Origin of the sequence: Synechococcus lacustris str. Tous, assembly GCF_003011125.1 — a bacterium.
In the GTDB taxonomy this organism is placed as follows: domain Bacteria; phylum Cyanobacteriota; class Cyanobacteriia; order PCC-6307; family Cyanobiaceae; genus Synechococcus_D; species Synechococcus_D lacustris.
In genome coordinates, this window is record NZ_PXVC01000048.1 from 1 (window position 1) to 16,787 (window position 16,787).

Annotated in this window: 18 protein-coding genes and 1 pseudogene; 6 read left to right on the forward strand and 13 right to left on the reverse strand. The window is 51.9% G+C overall.

Going from position 1 to position 16,787, the window contains the following annotated elements; all coding sequences use genetic code 11:
- Positions 1–806: aminotransferase class III-fold pyridoxal phosphate-dependent enzyme (locus C7K08_RS09490; protein WP_117434640.1), on the reverse strand; the 806-nt coding region annotated here is incomplete at its 3' end.
- A 13-nt stretch (positions 807–819) separates the two neighbouring features.
- Complete coding sequence (locus C7K08_RS09495) at positions 820–3,582, reverse strand: cation-translocating P-type ATPase (RefSeq protein WP_106500407.1); 2,763 nt, start codon at positions 3,580–3,582, stop codon at positions 820–822.
- Between the two features lie 79 nt (positions 3,583–3,661).
- On the opposite strand from C7K08_RS09495, the gene C7K08_RS09500 reads away from it, so the two are divergent.
- The gene (locus C7K08_RS09500; protein ID WP_106500408.1) at positions 3,662–5,008 is read left to right on the forward strand and encodes a potassium transporter TrkG; all 1,347 of its coding nucleotides are present in this window, start codon (positions 3,662–3,664) and stop codon (positions 5,006–5,008) included.
- Between the two features lie 38 nt (positions 5,009–5,046).
- Positions 5,047–5,745, forward strand: coding sequence for a potassium channel family protein (locus C7K08_RS09505; RefSeq protein WP_106500394.1), 699 nt, complete (start codon positions 5,047–5,049; stop codon positions 5,743–5,745).
- A gap of 19 nt (positions 5,746–5,764) precedes the next feature.
- On the opposite strand, the gene C7K08_RS09510 is transcribed toward C7K08_RS09505, so the two are convergent.
- The 3 genes from C7K08_RS09510 to psaM are packed head-to-tail and all read right to left on the reverse strand — an operon-like array spanning position 5,765 to position 7,289.
- Positions 5,765–6,748: a protochlorophyllide reductase gene (locus C7K08_RS09510; protein ID WP_106500395.1), complete on the reverse strand. Its 984-nt coding sequence runs from the start codon at positions 6,746–6,748 to the stop codon at positions 5,765–5,767.
- A gap of 22 nt (positions 6,749–6,770) precedes the next feature.
- A complete protein-coding gene (locus C7K08_RS09515) occupies positions 6,771–7,130 on the reverse strand; it encodes a hypothetical protein (RefSeq protein WP_106500396.1) in 360 nt (119 codons plus the stop codon).
- 36 nt (positions 7,131–7,166) lie between these two features.
- Complete coding sequence (psaM, locus tag C7K08_RS09520) at positions 7,167–7,289, reverse strand: photosystem I reaction center subunit XII (protein WP_261347741.1); 123 nt, start codon at positions 7,287–7,289, stop codon at positions 7,167–7,169.
- A gap of 96 nt (positions 7,290–7,385) precedes the next feature.
- Here psaM and C7K08_RS09525 point away from each other — a divergent pair, with 96 nt between their 5' ends.
- Positions 7,386–8,060 (forward strand): phosphate signaling complex PhoU family protein, encoded by a 675-nt coding sequence (locus C7K08_RS09525; RefSeq protein ID WP_106500397.1) that lies wholly within the window; start codon positions 7,386–7,388, stop codon positions 8,058–8,060.
- Complete coding sequence (locus C7K08_RS09530; RefSeq protein ID WP_106500398.1) at positions 8,057–8,536, forward strand: CRR6 family NdhI maturation factor; 480 nt, start codon at positions 8,057–8,059, stop codon at positions 8,534–8,536. The genes C7K08_RS09525 and C7K08_RS09530 overlap by 4 nt, the downstream gene beginning before the upstream one ends.
- 176 nt (positions 8,537–8,712) lie before the next feature.
- Here C7K08_RS09530 and C7K08_RS09535 read toward each other — a convergent pair.
- Positions 8,713–9,477 (reverse strand): annotated as a pseudogene (locus C7K08_RS09535) (sulfite exporter TauE/SafE family protein).
- 63 nt (positions 9,478–9,540) lie between these two features.
- Between C7K08_RS09535 and C7K08_RS09540 the strand changes: the two are divergent.
- Positions 9,541–10,266, forward strand: coding sequence for a lipoyl protein ligase domain-containing protein (locus C7K08_RS09540; RefSeq protein WP_106500399.1), 726 nt, complete (start codon positions 9,541–9,543; stop codon positions 10,264–10,266).
- On the opposite strand, the gene C7K08_RS09545 is transcribed toward C7K08_RS09540, so the two are convergent.
- Positions 10,170–11,414, reverse strand: coding sequence for a site-2 protease family protein (locus C7K08_RS09545; protein ID WP_106500400.1), 1,245 nt, complete (start codon positions 11,412–11,414; stop codon positions 10,170–10,172). The genes C7K08_RS09540 and C7K08_RS09545 overlap by 97 nt on opposite strands.
- Before the next feature lie 53 nt (positions 11,415–11,467).
- On the opposite strand from C7K08_RS09545, the gene C7K08_RS09550 reads away from it, so the two are divergent.
- Positions 11,468–12,121, forward strand: coding sequence for a phosphoribosylanthranilate isomerase (locus C7K08_RS09550; protein ID WP_241537185.1), 654 nt, complete (start codon positions 11,468–11,470; stop codon positions 12,119–12,121).
- Here the strand turns inward: C7K08_RS09550 and folE are convergent.
- From folE to C7K08_RS15505, 6 genes are all read right to left on the reverse strand, one after another.
- Positions 12,113–12,886 (reverse strand): GTP cyclohydrolase I, encoded by a 774-nt coding sequence (gene folE, locus C7K08_RS09555; RefSeq protein WP_106500402.1) that lies wholly within the window; start codon positions 12,884–12,886, stop codon positions 12,113–12,115. The two genes, C7K08_RS09550 and folE, sit on opposite strands and share 9 nt — an antisense overlap.
- Positions 12,887–12,891: 5 nt before the next feature.
- Positions 12,892–13,605 (reverse strand): SDR family oxidoreductase, encoded by a 714-nt coding sequence (locus tag C7K08_RS09560; RefSeq protein WP_106500410.1) that lies wholly within the window; start codon positions 13,603–13,605, stop codon positions 12,892–12,894.
- A gap of 55 nt (positions 13,606–13,660) precedes the next feature.
- Entirely contained in the window at positions 13,661–14,659 is a 999-nt protein-coding gene (locus C7K08_RS09565; protein ID WP_106500403.1) for an acetyl-CoA carboxylase carboxyltransferase subunit alpha, read from the reverse strand.
- A gap of 5 nt (positions 14,660–14,664) precedes the next feature.
- Positions 14,665–15,714: a long-chain acyl-[acyl-carrier-protein] reductase gene (locus C7K08_RS09570; RefSeq protein ID WP_106500404.1), complete on the reverse strand. Its 1,050-nt coding sequence runs from the start codon at positions 15,712–15,714 to the stop codon at positions 14,665–14,667.
- Positions 15,715–15,801: 87 nt separating this feature from the next.
- Complete coding sequence (locus tag C7K08_RS09575; protein WP_106500405.1) at positions 15,802–16,509, reverse strand: aldehyde oxygenase (deformylating); 708 nt, start codon at positions 16,507–16,509, stop codon at positions 15,802–15,804.
- The coding region (locus tag C7K08_RS15505) for a creatininase family protein (RefSeq protein WP_423218693.1) at positions 16,509–16,787 on the reverse strand (279 nt) is incomplete at its 5' end. The genes C7K08_RS15505 and C7K08_RS09575, both read right to left, overlap by 1 nt.

Consider the following 16,787-nt stretch of genomic DNA (forward strand, 5'->3'; position numbering starts at 1 on the left):
GTGAGCCCTTTAGAGAGGGCCATCAGGTCGGGCTGGATACCGGCTTTCTGGCAGGCAAACAGGGCTCCGGTGCGGCCGAAACCGGTGAAAACCTCATCGGCGATCAGCAGCGCGCCAGCAGCCTGGACCCTGTCCGCCACTGCCCGCAAGAAGGCTGGACGCACAACGCGCATGCCACTTGCCCCCTGGATCAGGGGCTCAAAAATCACCGCTACTGTGGGTGTCTCCAGTGCCAGCTCAAGCTGGCCAAGGGCCTGCTGTTCCCGCTCTTCAACGCTGTCGTTGTGCCAGTGGCTGTGGGGCCAAGCCACACGGGCAACATCAAAAAGTAATTCGCCATAGGGCTGGGTAAATAGGGAGCGATCACCAAGGGCCATGGCACCAAAGGTGTCGCCGTGATAGGCACCCTCAAAGGCGATTAGTTGATGGCGATCACTGCCTTGATTACGCCACCACTGCCAGGCGATCTTGAGGGCCACCTCCACGGCAGTGGAGCCATTATCTGAGAAAAACAGGCGCTGCAGCCCGGTGAGGGCGCTGAGCCGAGTGGCCAGCTGCTCGGCGGGTTCGTGGCTGAAATTGGCGAAGATCACCTGCTCCAACACATGGGCCTGGCGGGCAATTGCTGCGGCAATTGTTGGTTCCCCATGGCCATGAAGTGTTACCCACCAGCTGCTGATGGCGTCGATCAGCCTTCTCCCATCGCTGAGCTCCAGCTCACTGCCGCGTGCCGACTGMACCCTCAGAGGTTCCTGGCTGGTGGCCACCTGGGTGGTGGGGTGCCAGAGATGCGGATGCCATGCCATATGAATCGCCTAATTAACTATGGGCTGCAACTTTTTGGCGCCATTGCTTCCAAATCTTTTCCAGTTCTAAATACAGGAAGAACAGAAAACTAAAGCCCACGCAGATCAGTAGATCATGGCCACTTAGGGCTGTGGTGCCAAAGAAATTCGAAAGCCATGGCACATAAAGCAATAGAAGTTGCAACCCGGATGTAAGAAGCACTGCCCAKATCAACCAAGGGTTGGAGAAAGGCGSAACTTGGAAAAGCGGTAGATCACTGCGGGCAGAGAGGGCGTGGCCCATTTGAGCTAGGCAGAGCGTGGTGAAAACCATCGTTTCCCATGGCGCGTCATGGCGAGCCGCATAGAACATCAAAGCGATCACAATCAAGGCAAAAATCACACCAACCCGCAGGATGTAGCRACCGATGCCACGGGCAAAAATCGATTCACCCGGTTCCGCTGGGGCCCTATCCATCAAGCCCTTTTCCCCAGGCTCAAGGGCAAGGGCAAGGGCTGGCACGCCATCGGTAACCAAATTCATCCAAAGGATCTGCAGGGGCGTGAGGGGAACYCCMACCAAACCCAGCAGGGGGGCAGAAGCAATWGTGATCAGCTCCCCCACATTGCTGCCGAGAATGTATTTAACAAACCGGCGGATATTTGCATAAACAAGGCGACCTTCCTCAACAGCGCTAACAATGGTGGCGAAGTTGTCGTCKAGCAGAACCATATCGGCTGCTTCCTTACTAACTTCAGTGCCAGTAATACCCATTGCCACACCGATGTGGGCCTGCTTTAARGCTGGGGCGTCGTTCACACCATCACCTGTCATCGCCACCACTTGACCATTGGCCTGCAGCGCTTTAACGATGCGCAATTTCTGCTCAGGCGGCACCCGGGCATAAACACTGCATTGCATAACCAATTCACGCAGCTTTTCGTCGCTGGCCGCTTCCAGCTCACGGCCTAAAACCACTTGGCCATCAGGCTCACAAAGGCCAATACCCGAACCAATCGCTTTTGCCGTGAGGGGATGGTCGCCAGTGATCATCACGGGACGGATGCCGGCATGTTTGCAGGTGGCGATCGCCTTAATCACCTCCGGCCGGGCCGGATCCAGCTGGGCCATAAGCCCCAACAAAACCTGTTCATCTAAAGGATGATCAGGGCTTTGATGGTGGGGGGCACAGGCAAAAGCAAGCACCCGCAGGCCCTGGGCCGCTAGGGCGCGAGCCTGCTCAAGCCACCATTGCTGCTGCTCTTGGCTAAGGGGAAGCGCACCAGAACCATCAATCCAACGGCTGCAGTTGGAGATGATCACCTCAGGGGCACCTTTACTAATTAATAGTTGGGTTGAGCCATCAGCGGCAGCACCGAGGGGAGCTTGCAARTTACCGCTGGGGTCGTTGATCCAAACGGCCATCAACTGCCGTTCAGAACTAAAGGGTATTTCTGCAAATCTATTGAAATGGCTGCGTAAGGCAAAGCCATCAATGCCGTCTTTAGCRGCAACAACAACTARAGCCCCCTCAGTGGGATCGCCAAGGATTTCCCAGTTGCCATCGGAATTCTGTTTCAATTCCGCATCACTGCACAACACACCGGCTTTTAACAGCAATTGGCGTGCACCAACGAAGCTGCCAGGGGTAGCGCCTGGGGGTGGTGCTAGCAGKTGGCTGKTTAATKCACCTTGGGGGGAATAGCCCAGGCCCGCAACAGCGATGCATTCGGTGCCCAAGCGCAATTCCTGCACCACTTGRCGGTTTTGGGTGAGGGTTCCGGTTTTATCGGAACAGATCACAGTTACWGATCCAAGCGCCTCCACTGCTGGCAAACGCCGGATCAAAGCGGCTCGTTTAACCATCCGYTGRGTGCCGATGGCAAGGGTKACCGTGATCACAGCGGGAAGGCCCTCAGGCACGATCGCCACTGCCATCGACAAAGACACCTCAAGCAAATTGAGCAGCGATTGGCCCAACAAAAGGCCAAGCAACATCACCACCGCCACCAATGCSAGGGCGCTGATAACAAGCACTTTTGCCAAACCATCCAATCGTTCCTGCAAGGGAGTGCTCTCTCCACCTGCGGTGTTGATCAGTTCTGCTATTTGGCCCAGTTCAGTGGCCATTGCCGTGGCTGTAACCACCGCAACCCCGCGGCCGCGCACCACTTCGGTGCCCTGAAATAAGCAGTTTTGACGCTCCAGCAAAGGGGTGGAKGCATCAAGRATCAGGTTTGCYTGCTTGAAAACCGCYTCCGCYTCACCAGTGAGGGCCGCTTCTCGAACRCCAAGCTCCGCCACTTCCACCAGCCGWGCATCTGCAGGCACCCGATCACCTGCTTCAAGGCGAATCAAATCACCCAGCACCAATTCCTCACTGGGCAAACGCTGCCACTCGGCATTGCGGCGCACCTGCACCATGGGTTGGGCCATRTTTCTAAGGGCAAGCAATGCCTGTTGCGCTTTGCTTTCYTGCAAATAACCGAGCAGCCCATTGAGGCCAACTATCACCAAGATCGCAATTGCATCTTTGGGAAAAACGCCTTTATGGATAGCCACCGCCGCCGACACCGCAGCCACAGCCAGCAGCATCAAAAGCATCACATTGCTGAACTGATCCCAAAGGATCTGCAWAGTGCTGCGCCCCTTGGCAAGTTCCAAGCGATTGGGCCCAGCATCAGCAAAACGGCGGGCCGCCTCGGCAGTGCTAAGCCCGCTACTGGAGCTRCCGAGCTCCTSAAAACACTGCTCAGGGGTGAGACTGTGGCTGCTTAAGCTTTGGGGGCGAGACAAAWCAAATTTGCGCTTCYCMTCCACAATAGTGAACGCCAAATTCCTTTCAGTGCTTGCTCACTGGCGCGATCGTTTAACGGTGCCCCAATTCACWRTRATAACGGGCTTWATWGTGATTGTGATTGGAACATTTCTACTGGCATCACCYTGGTGTTCMAGYGATGAAGTGGGCCTATGGCAGGCTTTATTCACTGTAACTTCGGCAATAACAGTTACAGGCTTATCAATAATAGTTGTGGATCGTGATCTCACCTTAATTGGCCAAATTGTRTTRGCGGGTTTAATTCTTACTGGCGGCCTAGGTTTAATGGCCATAACAACTTTTTTGCAGGGTTTTGTGCAAGGCCGTTCAGGCCTAAGGCAGCGTTTAGATAAAGGTCGCGCCTTGGATGAATTTGGCGTTGGTGGCATYGGCCCCACCTTTAAGGGAATTTTGATCTGCGCYGCATGGGTGATGGGTTTGGGTGCTGCGGTGCTTTATTTCTTTGGTTTTAATGATATCCAAAATCCAGCYGCCCGCCTWTGGGCATCAATATTTCATGTRATTAGCGCCTATAACAATGCAGGCTTTGGCCTATGGGCTAAAAATCTTGARGCCTATCGCGATAACACTGTGGTGAATGTTGTGATCGCTTTGATGATTGTAATCGGAGGTATTGGCTGGTGGGTTAGCAACGACATCTGGGTAAACCGCAAGCGGTTTTCAAGCCATAGGCACTTAAGTTTGCACACCCGTTTAGTGCTGCGCACCACAGTTGCTTTAATARTTKTGGGCTGCTTAGGCTTGATYTTTACAGAACATTTTGGCCTAGAGGCTGGAGCYATTTCAMARTTTTCATTTTTACAAAAGATTCAAATAAGTTTATTTCAATCAATCACCACTCGCACAGCTGGCTTTAACACAATTCCATTATCTGCCGAAACAATCACCGATGCTGGGCTGCTATTAATGATTGTTTTAATGTTTATTGGTGCCAGCCCAGGAGGCACAGGTGGCGGCATTAAAACCACTACTTTTGCCATTTTAATGGCTACTACCCGCTCCACACTTCAAGGTAGAGAAAATGTGTTAATCCATCGCCGCTTGATACCAGATCGCACGGTATTTAGGGCAGTGGGTGCAACGATAGCCTCATTATTATTTGTAGTGATGATGGCATTATTATTGGGTATTGCTCCCACCTCCTTGGGGCTTCCGGGGCACCAGAATTACAGTTTTCTTGAAAARCTTTTTACCTGTGTTTCCGCCTTCGGCACGGTTGGYTTRGATCTTGGAGTTACGGCAAATTTAAGCCGCTGGGGCCAGCTGGTGCTRATGGTTGGCATGTTTGTTGGCAGAATTGGSATTCTGCTTTTACTAACTGCCATCTACGGCAGCCAAGCTGAAAGCAGGGTGGGTTATCCCAAAGAAGATCTTTATGTGTGAGCTTTTAGAGTAGATATATGRMAGCTCAATCTTCAAACATGGGTACTTGGTGGCAGTGGAGCGCAAGCGGCGARCCYGGSGCCTTTGCTGTGGTGGGTGTGGGACGGTTTGGTTCCTCCGTTTGCGCTGAACTGCTGCGCTCAGGKGCAGAGGTTTTAGCCATTGATTCAAGCCAAARGGCAATCGATGAATTRCGYCAGYTCGATKCCTCGATCGAAAGCCGMGTKGTKGATTGCACCGATGAGGAAGCCATGMGRGCTGCKGGAGTGCTTGAACTAGCAACGGTTGTTGTTGCCATTAGCGAACCAATAGAAGCAAGTATTACTGCCRCTTTGATCTGTAAAGACTCCCCTGGCACAAAGGTAAAACAAGTGATCGCCCGCGCCACCAGTGATCTACACCAAAAAATGTTGGAGCGAGTTGGTGCAGATCGTGTTGTTTTTCCATCGAAAATGCAAGGCAGGCGCCTAGGAATGGAACTGGTGAGGCCAAACCTGCTAGAGCAACTCAGGCTCGACGATCGCAACAGCATTGAAGAAATTAAAATTCCAAACGTTTTTGTTGGTAAATCCCTGCGGGAAATAAATATGCGCAAGCATTACAATGTAAACGTGCTGGCTGCAGGGCCCACTGGTAATTTATTAGTTAATCCACCCGCTTCCCACATTTTAGAGGCGAATGAATTGCTTGTGGTGATGGGCTCAAACGAAGCCTTAAGGGCTTTACCAGGCAGTTAGTTAATTAGTTAGTTAGTTATTAATCCAAACCCACTAAGGCACTGGAAAGTTGCCAAACCCTTTCTGCCGTAGCGGAATCAGTAACTTTATTTGATAATTCCTGCTCAAATTGAAGCCGATCTTTTTTTTGCCTATTGCCCCAACTCCAATGAACACCTGAGGCGCTGAAATCYAAACCTGTCACCACCTTTGCCACYCGTTCACCAGCCAGCTCTTGGCTTACATAACCACCGGTGATATTTTTCTGAAACCATGGAAATATTCGCTGAAACGCAGGGAAGCTATGGCGAAATAAGGGGCTATCAGCAACGCAACCTGGATAGAGGGAGCTAAAGGTAATRCCAGTGGTTTGATGGAAWCGCCTATGCAATTCCAARCTGGTGATCATGTTGCACAATTTACTATCTTTATAGGCCTTGCCTGGCTTAAATTCCTTACCRCTTGCCATGGCGATCGGATCCTTAAAGCCCTGCTCAAATCCACTWAGATCACCCAAATCRGCAGGGGCAGGAATTGGTATCTTGCCTCCAAGCTCACTGGAATTAGCCGTMACYGTGCCGAGRGTTACCACACGGCGATCGGCTAWTGAATGCTTAGCTAAATCTTCTAGCAATAAGCGAGTAAGTAAAAAATGGCCCAAATGRTTGGTGGCCATTGTTAATTCATAACCCTGGGCRCTCCATTCCGGCTGCTTCAATAGTGGCTTATAAACAGCTGCATTAATAACAAGAGCACTAAGGGGTCKATCTAATSCCCGAAAAGCTTGAACRAATTCCCTAACTTTATCTAGATCAGCTAATTCCAGTGGCAGGTGGATAAGCCGCCTAGCAGGCAAACCCAAAGCCGCTGCAGACACCTGAGCTTTTGTTGTATCCCTAACGGCCATAACAACCGTGAAGCCATGCTCAAGCAAMGCTCTTGTTGCCCATAGGCCCACCCCAGATGAGGCACCGGTAACAATGGCTAGCCGGTCATCGGAATTGGCGGCAGCGGTGCTAGTCATTAAAAAAGGTAATTAAGAAAATTCAGGGGGCCGGCGACCAAACAATGCGRCGACGGTTAGGGGCAATCCATTGTTGTTCCTGCTGAAACACCACCTGTTGGCCATCACTGGAAAAGAGCCGATCGAGTTGCACCTGTTGTTTTTGCAAGCGATCAAGCTGCAGCTGTAAAACAGCTTGGATTTCGCCGTGGCGGTCTAGGCGGTGCTGATGGGCAAGGGCCAGTTTGGCCAAGGTAACAACCGCCAGCAAAATACCTGCTGTTTTTAAAAACAGCCCCAAGCTGGCGAACATCAGCTCTTCCCTCGCAATCGAAGCGCTGGAGGGGAGCACAACTGGAGCRGCCTGATCAGCCAGGGGGCGCAAATGGGAGCCGGAACGCACCTAAAAAATCCACACCCCCCGCTTTTAGCAACTGAATCAAGACCTGTAAAGGCTTACGCAGAGGCGCATGGCGAGCACCGCACCGTGCAGGGCCACAATTAAGGCGATGTAGATCTCGGCCTGGGAAACAGCAGTAACCACGGAGCTCCAGCAAACCATTCCATTCTTGCCTAATCAATTGCCAAAAGGTTGGCCCCGTAACAGCTCTTAGCGCCGTTGGTGCCATAAAATCCTTTCATATAAAGCTTTTGTGCCTTGAGCATCACCGCCTGGAGGCGCCTGCAACGGGCTGGCCATAGCKCCCCWGGGCCCGAATACCTTGCTTTGAACAGCTTGAAGCAAAAGCTATTGAGGCTTGGCTCCATGGTGGAGGAATCCGCTGTGCTAGCTCGATCTGTGCTTGCTGTTGCCGATATGGAGGCGGCGCCTCAAATACGCCGAGGTGATGATCAAATTGATATTCTCTACCATGAACTTGAAAATAATTGCACTCAATTATTAACAGCCAAAGTTCTTCCGCAGCAACAGGTACGGGAGGTTTTGAGCTATATCCATTGTGTGCGCGACCTTGAACGTATTGGTGATTACTGCAAAGAATTAGCTGAATTGGGTGAAAGATTGCTTCCTTCCCAACCACTACCGCAGCGGGATGCCATTCTTACAATGCTYGATCGCTGCCGCTCCCTKTTGGCCCTAGCCCTTGATTGCGTAAGCGAGGATGATGGCAGCGCAGGGGCCAGGTTGCAGAATTTTGATGATTTGGTTGATTCTGATTACGAGCTGTTGCTCGAGCAATTAATGGATCCAGTGCCAACAACTKCAGCCAGCTTTGAAGCATCACTATTACTGGTTTTAGTGCTGAGATGTATTGAAAGAATGGCAGACCATGCCGTTAATGTGAGCCAAAGGGTGGCGAGGGTAAGCGCATGAATGAAACAACTAGTTTAGAGATCYCGGCGAYACAAATAGAAAAACTTGATCTAAGCAGCCTTGAATCCATTTGGAATCTACCGGTGGCTGATCTMTTGAAGCTRGAAGCAAAACTATGCCTCAATCTYAAATGGCCCASCCGTGAAGATGACCCAAGGGAACTTAGTGAAATACCTGAATGCAGGCTTTGGAGCCTGAGGGCAGATGCCCTTTGCCCATGGCTACCACTMMTACTTGAACGCAGTAGCGGCCAACTCAGCAGACACATAGCCATGCTWATACCCCATAGTTTCAGCAAAACAGAGGGCATAAAATTCAATGATGATGCCCTAAGCCTTTGGGTGAGTCATCGTTTATTTCTATTGGATCACTGGAGCCAGATGCATGGCTATTTGATCAGGCCAAATCTGAGTAGAATGGTTGAAGTTATAGGTTATGAACTAGATCAAAGTTTTTGGCCAGCAGATAATCAATAAACATGCCGGCGAATAATTAGATTTTYATTTACGACACAACTCACTGCGATCTTCAGATTGGGTGGAGAAGGGGCCACAGCTAACCCACTTAACCAAACCAATTTCAAKATCAGTGAATGCAACTAATGCTCCGAGCAATAAAAATACTGCAAGAACAACTTTTAGGCTGGTTTGGTTCATGKGYMWAASAATAGCATCAGCGCCCTTCTCGCGCTATCTATGGCTAAAAAGAACGTAAGTAAACGCAGCATTAAGGCGAGTTTAGCTGGAGCTACCCGCTGCAAGCGCGCTGCCGACCAGCGGGCGCCAACAGCTGCAGATAAGCCCAATAAAAGGGCTGCAGACAAATCGCCGCGTCCTGCAAGCACAAACAACAACCCGGCTGCAGTGGAAGCGCAAAGCACCGCAAAGGTACTGAGCCGTATCGCCAAATGAATGGGCAATCGCAGGGCATTCACCATTATCGGAACCATCACTAATCCACCGCCYAACCCGATTAAGCCACCGGCCATACCTGCCACTGCACCCACCAGTAATAAACCAACTATTGGTTGAGCTCCATGGCAATCAAGCYCATTTGAGTTTGAATCTCCAGCTTTTATAAGTAGMGCTAAMACTCCATACATCAGAGCTTGAGCTGCCAATAATTGCCACGGCTGCAGCACACCACTGAGGYGCCCAAACAACACTCCAAAAACAAGGGCGCCYGATCCAATTGCCATRGCTGATGGCCAGGGCAGCAAACCTCGCCGCAGATGGGCCCAGCTGCCACCGGCAGTGGTTGGCACAATCGCCAAGGTGCTAGTGGCAAGGGCCTGATGGGGGCTCAAACCCAACCACAACAAAAGTGGTGAAAACACCAAACCRCCGCCRATGCCAAGCAAKCCAGCCAATAAACCAGCCAAAATTCCCAGTGGCAGCAAAATCAACAACTGGAGCATTTCCCTAGGCCGAGTTCTGCTGCCCCCCCAGCCTCGCTGATTGCTGGTACCCAATGGGCCTTAATGCCCAGCTTGATCGCCCCTGGGGAACAGCAGATGGCGCTTGATCTTTGGATGTTGGATCAAGTTGATATGAACCAAAATAAATTGCATGGCCTTGGTGTTGARGCCTTAGTACGTTTTTATCGCTGGMAAGAAACCTGCCTGTCGATTGGRCGCCATCAAGTTTGGCCAAGCTCAAAATGCGCCATAGAAGTGGTGCAGCGCCCCAGCGGTGGCAGCTCTGTTTTACATGGATCAGATCTCTGTTACGCAATTGCCCTTGCCCGACCACCCCGGGGCCGGCGCCTTAGTTACGAATGCCTAAACCAATGGCTAAGCCAAGCGTTGCAGCAATTGGGGCAAGAGCTGAACCATGGCGAGCAAAACCAAAGCGCAAATCCAGGCCATTGTTTTGCCAATGCCACCGCCGCTGATTTGATAGATCAAGGCGGCAATAAAAGRATTGGCAGCGCCCAGTTATGGCGTAGGGGCAGCCTGCTGCAACACGGYTCAATCCAGTTGCGACCCCAAAAACAACTTTGGCAGCAGCTCTTTCARCAAGAWCCGCCGCCRCCACTACCAGAAACAATTACAAGTGAGGCCCTAGAGGCGGCTTTATTSGAGCAGGCCCAGGGCTGGCTATTTAGAAATCAACCCCTAGCGCTGCCCTGGCCTGAGGCTGCCCTCACCTCAGGWAGTGCGGCCACGCTCTCGGCGATCGGTGCAAGCGACAACCCCATTGGGTAGCCACCCTGGCGGCGGGCCTGTTCCAACAACTGYTGGGGCAAGCGCAGCGATAAGCGACGCAATACAGCCTCAGATAAATCCGACCTTTCAAGGGTGGCGGTTGGTAAACCMGCTGGGCTTAAAACCAACAACCKACCSTGGGCACTTTTTTCTAATGCGAGCACCGCCTGCCACAGGGGGGCATTTTCAGCGATGGAGGCAAGCTCTGCCAAAGGTTTTTGATGGTCGCCCAAGCGTTCCTGATCCCATCTTTGTACTGGWATTGCCTTGAGGGGTTCRTCATCGAYATAACCCTGCCAACGACCAGCTTCGCAAAGTAAAACCCAATCGGGCCTRGGCGAATCATTGGCTAAACGCATCTCACTCAGCTTGCGCAAACTGGCAGCTGGCTCCAGCACCCGCAAGCGCCTACCGGCTGCATCCTTCACCTGCAATTGCTGCAGTGCCCGTTGCAAAGCAAGCAGCTGCAATTGATTACGGGAAGCGCCAAGGCCAAACCAACCCAACAACATGAGCCAAATGCTGGCAAAGGAACCACCCTTGAAAAACAAATAGGCGCCAGCCAAAATTGCTGTCCATGCCAATATTTGCCCGGAAAAAGTGGCAATGCGCACGCCYTTTTCCCTACTGCCGCTGAATTGCCACACGAGCGCCTTAATGATTTGGCCGCCATCAAGGGGTAAACCAGGCAAAAGGTTGAATAAAGCCAACACCAAATTGAGCTGGGCCAATTCCTCAGCTATTTGGGCCGCCACCGGTAATGGTTGGAGGCCATGGCTTAGGGGATGGATGCTMAGAAACAGCAATAGGGCGAGCGCAAGGCTCACCAGAGGCCCCGCGGCCGCCACGGCAAAGGCACCCATGGGCGTTGGTGGGTCGCGTTCAACACTGGCAACGCCGCCAAGCATGAAGAGGGTGATGCTGTTCACCTTCACCCCCAGCTGCAGGGCCACCAGGGAATGGCCCAATTCATGGAGCAGCACCGAGATAAACAAAAGCAAGGCGGTGCAAAAACCAGCAACCAAATTGCCAGCGAACTGTTGCTGAAAAAGCAGTGAGGCCAAAGCCAACACCACCAACCAACTGGGATGGATATGGATGGGAATTCCGGCCAAGCGGAATAAACGCCAGCCTTGGGCTCTAATCACCTGGCGCAGCTTGCGTGGTATCTCGCCATCCTAGAAACCTAGGGATGGCAGCTATGAAATTAAAAATTTGCGGTTTAACCAGCCCAGCCCAGGCGGCGGCAGTGGCAGAGATGGGTGTTGATGCCTTAGGGGTGATYGCAGCTACAAATTCTGCCCGTTTCYTACCAGCGGCTAAACGATTGGAGCTATGGGGAGCGGTAGCCACAGCAAACCCTTCGGTGTTGAGGGTTTTGGTGCTGGTAAATCCCAGCAACGATCAACTTGATGAACTCAGGCCAGAGGCGGGGCACCAATGCCTGCAATTGCACGGCGATGAATCGGTTGAGCGTTGCGCTGAATTACAAAACGAGCTGAAAATACCAATTTGGAAAGCGCTGCGCTTGCGCTCCAGCGCTGATTTAAATCAAATCGGTGCTTACGCAAACGTTGTTGAAAAAATACTTTTGGAACCCCATGTGCCCGATCAATATGGTGGCACTGGCCATAGCTTGCCCCTGAACTGGCTGGCTGGGTTTAAGCCCCCATGCCCCTGGTGGTTAGCTGGGGGCATGGGGGCCAGCAATGTAGAAAATGCCCTCAAAGATCTTGAGGGCATTGGTTTAAAACCCTATGGCATAGACGCCTCAAGTTCCGTTGAGAACTTTCCCGGCATTAAAAATATTGAAAAAATAAAAATATTGCTTGATATAATTAAAAAATTAGCCTAAAACCGATTCCTGTTGTTTTACCAGTTCAAAAAACTCAGCTTTTAAGCTTGGATMATGGCGAAAATCGCCCCTCACAATTGAATTRACCATGCTTGTTTGTGGTTCCTTTACGCCGCGCCACTTCATGCAGTAGTGCTGAGCCTTCACAAGGATTGCTAAACCTTGGGGTTTACAGAGGCGCTCGATTTCATCGGCAAGGATCATCACCGCTTCCTCTTGAATGTGGGGTCTTGAAAACACCCAATCAACAACACGAGCAAATTTGCTGAGTCCGATAACTCTTTCACCCGGTTTTATGCCGATCCAGCAGTTGCCTAAAATCGGAACCAGGTGATGGGAGCAGGCGGAACGAACGCTGATTGGTCCCACTGTGTAAATCTCATCAAGCTGCTTCACATTTGGGAAGCTGGCTATTTTAGGTTGCTGATGATATCTACCTTTGAATACCTCGTGCAAATACATCTTTGCCACACGCTCTGCCGTTTCTTGCGTGTTGTGGTCGTTTTCAATGTCGATCAGTAGGCTAACCAACAAATCCCTAACCCTATCGGCCACCTCCTTTTGGAGCAGATCTAATTCACCCTCTAACAGGTAATCAGCAACATTATCGTTTGCAAGRTAGGGCACACCAGCAGCATCGAGGCGGGCCCGAATGATTTCGCTAATCGTGCGGGGAAGCACTGATATTGAGSTGGATGAAGCRTTGCTAATCCCAAGGGATGAGCCGTTAGTAAGAATTGGGCTTAGGTCGTTTAGGGCTGTCATGGAACTCAAAAGGCGCCGGAGGCGGGCATGAGGGTTAAATCTTCCAGCAGGAGCTGGGGTGGGGTTTGAGCCATTTGAAGCAAGGTATTTGCCACCATTTCTTGGGTGAGCATTGCCTGGCGATCAAAGGCGGCCTGAACGGTAGGACTATCCCAAAGCGGAGTGTTYACTGAACCAAGCGTAAGCGTGGATACCCTTATGCCGTGGCTGCCCTCCTCTTCAGCCAAACAGCGGCTGAAGGCCGCTAACGCTGCCTTAGTGGTGCTATAGGCACCCCATCCGGCAAATGTTTTACGGGCGGCATGGCTACTGATGTTGATGATCAAGCCACCGCCTTGGGCCCTAAGGCCAGGSAGCAGGGCATTGCAAAGTTGAAAAACACTGGTGAGGTTCAGTTGCAACAACCATTGCCACTGTTCCAAACTGGTKYCAGCTAATGGTGCGGTGAGGGCAGCKCCAGCATTRTTGATCAGCACTGAAGGTATCCCCCCGGCGCCTATCAATTGCTGTAAACCAGGATTTACCTGGTGAGGATCAGTTAAATCAACGCAGGCASAAAAAACATCAACTTCAGCTGAGCGGCAATCTTGAGAAACAGCTTYAAGCTCCGCCTCGGAGCGGGCCATCAACTGCAGATTCCAACCAGCAGCGGCAAATGTTTTGGCAGTGGTGGCACCAATGCCCCGGGAGGCCCCAGTAATGAGGGCAGTTTTCTGCAAGTGATCACAAGCAGGGAGGGAAGGTTGCAACCAAAAGTTGAAACCTAAAGAAATTCTAAGCCTTTATGGCGTCGATTGCGTGCTCGGCTGAATCCTCAAGAACCCTGCCGATGGCCCGATATTTTGCGTAGCGCTGCTCAAGCAATAGCTCTGGTTCCAGGCTAAATAACGCTTCCAGCTCCTCTAGCAAAGCCAACCGCAGTGTTTCCGCYGCCTGCAAGGGAGCCCAATGGTTTCCCCCTGAGGGTTCCGGCAAGATGCGATCAACAATGCCCAGCTGACTCAAGTCGCGGGCGGTGATYTTAAGGGCCTCAGCGGCGGTAGAGGCTTTGGCGGCATCACGCCAAAGGATTGAGGCACAGGCCTCTGGGCTGGCAACGGTGTAAACGGAATGTTCAAACATCATTAGGCGATCTGCCACACCAATCCCCAAGGCCCCGCCAGAGCCGCCCTCGCCAATCACCGTGGCAATTACAGGCACGCGCAAACCAAACATCTCGCGCAAGTTCACTGCRATTGCTTCCCCTTGACCCAATTCCTCCGCCTTGAGGCCTGCATAGGCCCCTGGGGTATCGATAAAGCAAATAACTGGCAGATTGAAGCGATCGGCATGGCGCATCAACCTCAGCGCTTTGCGATAGCCGCCGGGGGATGCCATCCCAAAATTACGTGCCACATTTTCTTTCGTATCACGACCCTTTTGATGGCCAAGGAACATCACCGGCTGTTCGCCAAGTTGGCCTAAACCGCCAACTAGGGCCTGATCATCTGAACCGCAACGGTCACCGTGGAGTTCGATCCATTTTTCACTAATTACTTGGATGTAATCGAGGCAACTGGGCCGATGGGGATGGCGGGCCACCTGGATTTTTTGGGCTGGCGTGAGGGARCCAAAGATGTCTTGACGGCGGCGGGCAGCCAGGGTTTCAAGCTGCAGCAATTGCTGGCTTACATCCACCTCTGAATCGCGGGCTAACTGGCGAATTTGATCAATCTGTTCCTCCAAATCCACCAAGGGCTTTTCAAAATCCAGGAGGAAACGACGCACAGCCATGGTCTTCAAGCTGCAATTGGCAGGGGTGAAATTGATGCTGCTTCCAATCCCAATACAGAAAATCCGTGGCGGATTGATGCTGCACCTATCTGTTCCATCGCCTCGAGGGTGATGTTGTTGCGACCCCAGCTGAAATTAGTATGCCAATCTTCAAATTCAAGCAGCATTGCCTCAGCAAAACAGGCAAACAACTGGCGACGCGGGTTAGCCATTTCTGCCATTTCCATCATTTGCCAGCCAATATCTCGGGCAAATTCAACAATCCCACCCTTCAGCACATTCACATGGGGGGAGTTAACCTTGCCATCCAAATTTTTTGGGTAGCCSCCATCAATCATCAAACAAGGCTTTCGCAAACTGGCTGAATCGATCGTGAGGGTTTGGGGCAGAGAAGCAACCCACACCACCACATCAGCCTCAGGCAGTGCCTCCTCCAGGGAAAGAACTTCACCGCCGCCGAGYTCCGTGCGCAGGTCGTTGAGCCTTTGCTGCTGGCGGGCCACCAAAAGCAAATCAGCCACACCGCTGCGGCGGCTCAACCAACGGCAAACCGCACTGCCGATATCGCCGGTGGCACCCACCACAGCCACCCGCGCTTTTGCTAGATCGATGCCCATCAAAGGGGCATTTTGTTCTACCTGGCGGCAGATAACCCAGGCGGTGTGGGTGTTACCGGTGGTGAAACGCTCCCACTGCAGAAGGGTGGATCGAATTTGTTGAAATTTAGCAAGGTTGAAATTCTCAAAAATAATTGAGGTAAATCCACCTAACGCRGTGATATTRATACCTCTTTTTTGAGCCAATTCCATAGCGTTTTGTACCTTGCGCGTGGCCGTTTTAAAACGGCTGAGCATTTCAGGCACAAAGCAAGAATCTATGTAGGTGCCTTGGATTGTTTTACCGGTATTACTTGTTACTTCAAATGTTTCAAGCAGCTGGGGCGGTGCGCTGCACCAAATATCAAGTTCCCCATCGGCAAGGTCTTCAAAGCCCAGGTCGCGGGCCTTGAGGCGTGCCTCACTGAAACTGCTTGAGTGACCGATCAAACCAAACATGTTCTATTCCCTTTGCCCACCAGCACAGGGTGCGGGCATTGAATTGTTCAATAGTGTCCCACGACACCAAGAGGCRGAAAGCAACACCTAGGACACAAGGGCCGCTGCACTCATGCGGGCCAGATCGCGGGGGCTAAAACCGATCTCCATCAAGGCTTCTTGGTAAGCGATCAAGAAATCCTCAATCAAACTTTCCTTTTCCATGTGAAGTTCGGCTGCATCGTTTGCAACCTGCTCCAACATGCGGCGAATGATCGGCAGGTTTGTGCGATTTGCCTGCTCGATTTCACTGCGGCTGGMTTCAAAATTTGCCTTCAGCCATTCCTGGCCATAGTTGAGATGGGTGTATTCATCCTTCACCACCCCTTCGGTTATTTTGCGCGCAAATGGGTCGGCCACTGGGATATAGATGTGATAAGCGGCAATGGCAAATGCTTCAATCATCAGGGCCTGGATCACCAGGCAGGTAACAACCTGATTTGCCGCCAAGGCTTGCTTGAAGTTGTTGTGYAATGGYGCAAAAAACGTTTTAGCAAAGGCCATGTCTGCCTCAACCCCCAAATTTTTACCGCAGGCTTGAAAACCCTTCATGTGCTTGAGCTCCATGCGGGCCAACTGAGCCAATTCCTCAACCTGGGTGGGTATCAAGCTGCCTAAGGAGATGTAGTTGTCGTGGGCTTCCTGCTCACCTTCGATAACGATCGCRTTTATGCGGCTGTAGGCGGATTTGTATGCCTCGCTGCTGAAATCAGGCAAGCCATCTGCAATAGAGGGAACCAGCACGGAGCTTGCCATTACGGCTTAGTAGCAAAGGTATGACGCTGCACTGTACTTAGCTCCGAGGGTAATTGGGGCCACCTGCTTTGAACGAGGCTTTGGAAAAGCTCACACCAGCCCTCTACTAACCCCCTTAACAGCAATTCGCCCTCCCCAGCGCTAGCCCCATTGGGATTGCCCACCACGCCGTTGGCGCTGATGCAACGGGTTTGCCAGGCGGTGGGAACTGGCCCCTCCAGGGAAAGGCCCTGGGGCGGCTGCGGCAGGGGTTCAGGGGCGGGCAAGGGGCCCACCAG